The sequence below is a fragment of the Mycobacterium sp. TH-M25 genome (assembly GCF_057473665.1).
Map to the genome: position 1 here is coordinate 1 of NZ_JBYCLA010000617.1, position 3734 is coordinate 3734.

The 3734-nt window shown below is 67.5% G+C and carries 3 protein-coding genes; 1 reads left to right on the forward strand and 2 read right to left on the reverse strand.

Going from position 1 to position 3734, the window contains the following annotated elements:
- Both AC2VOU_RS20515 and AC2VOU_RS20520 read right to left on the reverse strand, forming a co-directional pair.
- Positions 1 to 2159: ATP-binding cassette domain-containing protein (locus tag AC2VOU_RS20515; RefSeq protein WP_486959020.1), on the reverse strand; the 2159-nt coding region annotated here is incomplete at its 3' end.
- 85 nt (positions 2160 to 2244) lie between these two features.
- Positions 2245 to 3438 carry an NADH:flavin oxidoreductase gene (locus tag AC2VOU_RS20520; RefSeq protein ID WP_486959021.1) on the reverse strand — a complete coding sequence of 398 codons (1194 nt, stop codon included), beginning with the start codon at positions 3436 to 3438 and terminating at the stop codon, positions 2245 to 2247.
- A gap of 59 nt (positions 3439 to 3497) precedes the next feature.
- Here AC2VOU_RS20520 and AC2VOU_RS20525 point away from each other — a divergent pair.
- Positions 3498 to 3734, forward strand: a 237-nt coding sequence (locus tag AC2VOU_RS20525) for a tetrahydrofolate dehydrogenase/cyclohydrolase catalytic domain-containing protein (protein ID WP_486959022.1), incomplete at its 3' end; no start/stop codon positions are given.

The following is a 3734-nucleotide window of genomic DNA, read 5'->3' on the forward strand; positions in this document are numbered from 1 at the left end:
CAGAACACCGCGACCTTGGCCAGCAGATAGGCAGTCGTCGACAACCCGACCGCCTGTTCTCGTCGGAAGATCGGCCGCTCGCCGATCAGGTCACGAATGGTCAGCGCCGTGCCCATGAACACGGCTCCGATATTGAGCAGCACCATGATGTACTGCGGCTCGGTGGGCGCCAGACCGAGCGGATTGGCCGGGCCCAGGCCCGGTTTCGGTCCCTTCACCGTCAACGACAACGCTCCGATGAGAAATGGCAATACCGCCAGGAACACCGAGTAACCGCGGTCCGAGATCACCAGTCGGACCTGGCGGCGCGCGATCGTCGAGAGCTGCCCCAACAGGTCGGTGTGCACCGGCTCGCCGAGATCGGCGGGGCTTTGCAAAGCCGGCGCCCGCGACTTGCCGCCCGGGCCGCCGTGCTCCAGGTAGCGCCGGTTCGCCTCGTCGGGGTCGGCGCCGACGTTGGCGAAAATGTCGGCCCAGTTGGTAGTGCCCAGTTCCGGGCCGACCTGGCTGGGCGGACCGTTGAAGGCGGTTTTTCCGCCGGGCGCGATCAGCAGGATCTGGTCGCAGACATCGAGGTAGGACACCGAGTGCGTCACCACCAGCACCACCCGGCCGGCGTCGGCGAGCTGCCGCAACATCAGCATGACCTGCCGGTCCAGCGCCGGGTCGAGACCCGAGGTCGGCTCGTCGAGGAGCAGCAGCGACGGTTGGGTCAGCAGCTCCAGCGCGACCGATGCACGCTTGCGCTGACCGCCGGAGAGCTTGTCCACCCGGGTGTCGGCGTGCTTGGTCAGGTCGAGTTCCTCGAGCACCTGGGCGACGATCTGGGCGCGTTCCTCTTTGCTGGTGTCCGGCGGCAGGCGCAGTTCGGCGGCGTATCCGAGGGCCTGGTTGATCGTGAGCTGGCGGTGCACGACGTCGTCCTGCGGCACCATCCCGATCCGGCTGCGCATCGTCGCGTACTCGGCGTGGATGTCGTGGCCCTCGAAGGTGACCGTGCCGGAGCTGGGATGGGTGTATCCGGCGATCAGGCGCGACAGTGTGGTCTTGCCCGCCCCCGACCCGCCGATGAGCGCGGTCAATGTGCCCGGCCGCGCGGTCAGCGAAATGCCGTTGATGAGTTCCTTGCCGTCGATCCTGAAGTGCACGCTGTTGACTTCCAGGCCGCCGCTGCGGGTCGCGGCTTCGGTGCGGCGGACCAGGTTGCCGTCGCTAAAGGCCAGGTCGATGTTGCCGATCGTGACGACGTCGCCCTCGTTGAGCAGGGCCGAGCCGACCCGGACACCGTTGACGAAGGTGCCGTTGATGCTGTGAGCGTCGCGGATCTCGGTGCCAAGCGGCGAGTCGACCAAAAACGCGTGATGCCGCGACGCGAGCACGTCCTGGATGACGATGTCGTTGTCGTTGGCGCGCCCGATTGTCAAGGACCCGGCGGGCTTGTCCGGCGTCGACGAGCCAGGCAGGATCGCCTGCATCATCTTGGTCGCCAGGTTGCCTGACTCCGGTGGTGTGCTGATTGCCGGCACCGGTGCCATCTCCGTCTTGGGCGCCACGTTCACCGGACGAGCCGATGTGACCGGGGCAGGATGCCGAACGGGCGGCGGTCCCTGGTGCTGCGGTCCCTGCGGGTAGACGGGTGGACGCTGCCCGGGATAGTGCGGCGCGGGTGGCCCGCCGGGGGTGGGCCGTGGCCCCTGGCCTGGACTGGGGCCTTGGCTGGGCGGGCCAGCGTGCCTGAACCCCGGCGGCGGTCGATGCGGCTGCTGCGGGCCGGGCGCGGGCTGTGCGGGTGCTGCGGCCCACGCGATCGGCATCGACGTCGTCTGCGGCGGCCGGCCGGCGATACCGTCGTGGCGGCCGATTTCGAAAGTCAGCTGCGGACCGTTGGGGTTGCCGATGCTGATCGTCTGCCCGTCATGCAGATCGACTACCGGCACCCGATGCCCGTTGGCGTAGGTGCCATTCAGCGAACCGTTGTCGATCGCCCGCCAGCGGCCCTGCTCGAAGCGCAGCAGCAGATGTGCCCGGGAAATCAGCGGATGGGTGATCCGCATGTCGGCGCGCAGATCGCGACCGACCACGATGTCGTGACCTGCGGCGAACGTGCGTTGCGACCCGTCATAGCGGACGGTCAGCGCGGGCGGGGCGTCATGAGTCATCGCCCCCACATTAGCTGGATGGCTCACTGCACAGACTGTATCGGCTGGGAGTCCGATCCCCAACGATCGACACGTTGTCCGCTGATCAGTTCGCCGGAGTGTCGGGGGCGCCGGTCACCACGCAGCGGGTACGTGTGTAAATCGTCGGCATGCAGCGATTGCAGTGCGTGCACGCGGAACGCACGCTCGCGCCGTCGCGGGCGATCCGGTTGATCAAGTCCGGCTCGGCCAGCAGCGCGCGACCCATGGCGACGAATTGAAAGCCTTCTGCCATGGCTACATCCATCGTCTCGCGATTGGTGATTCCGCCCAGCAGGATCAGCGGCATGGTCAACTCGGCGCGGAACTGCTTGGCTTCGCGCAGCAGATAGGCCTCGCGGTAGGGGTATTCGCGCAGAAACTTGGTGCCGGTCATGCGCATGCCCCAGCGCAGCGGGGGCGAGAATGCGCCGGCGAACTCCTTGAGCGGGGCGTCGCCGCGGAACAGGTACATCGGGTTGACCAGTGAGCTACCCGCGGTCAGTTCGATCGCGTCCAACGCGCCGTCGTCCTGCAACCACTTGGCGGTGGTGATGGCCTCGTCGACCGAGATGCCACCGCGGACGCCGTCGGACATGTTGAGCTTCGCGGTCACCGCGATCTGGTCTTTGACAGCCCGTCGCACCGCCATGACGATCCCGCGCGCAACCTTGGCCCGGTTCTCCAGCGATCCACCGAACTCGTCGTTGCGCCGGTTGATCAGCGGGCTGAGGAACGCGCTCGCCAGGTAGTTGTGGCCCAAATGCACTTCGACGGCGTCGAATCCGGCGTCGACGGCCAGCCTGGCCGCGTTCGCGTGGTCGGCGATCACCGTGTCGATGTCGTCGCGGCCGGCTCTCTTGGCGAATCGCATGCCGATCGGATTGAAGAACCGGACCGGTGCCAGCGCCCTGGCCTTGTTCGAGCGGGCATTGGCCACCGGGCCTGCGTGCCCGATTTGGGCGCTGACCGCCGCGCCCTCCGCGTGAATCGCCTCGGTCAGACGCCGGAAGCCGGGCACGGCCTCGGTGCGCATCCAGATGCCATTGCCTTCGGTGCGACCGCCCTGAGACACCGCGCAGTAGGCCACCGTGGTCATACCGACGCCGCCGGCCGCGGGACGGCGGTGGTACTCGATGAGGTCGTCGCTGACTAACGCCCCGGGCGTGCGGGCTTCGAAGGTCGCCGATTTGACGATGCGGTTGCGCAGCGTGATGGGTCCGAGCTTCGCCGGTGCCAGCACGTCCGGTGGGGCAGACATAGCGGCAGCTTAACCACGCACACCGACCGGTATCCGGCATTGATGCCACACTGTGGGACGTGGCTGCAATCACGTTGGACGGCAAAATCACCCGTGACGAGATCTTCGTCGACCTCAAGGAGCGGGTGGCCGCGTTGACCGCGGCGGGCACCAGACCCGGGCTGGGTACGGTCCTGGTGGGCGACGACCCTGGTTCGCAGGCCTATGTCCGCGGTAAGCACGCCGACTGTGCGAAGGTGGGCATCACGTCGCTGCGCCGCGACCTGCCGGCGGATATCACCCAGGCAAAGCTCAAC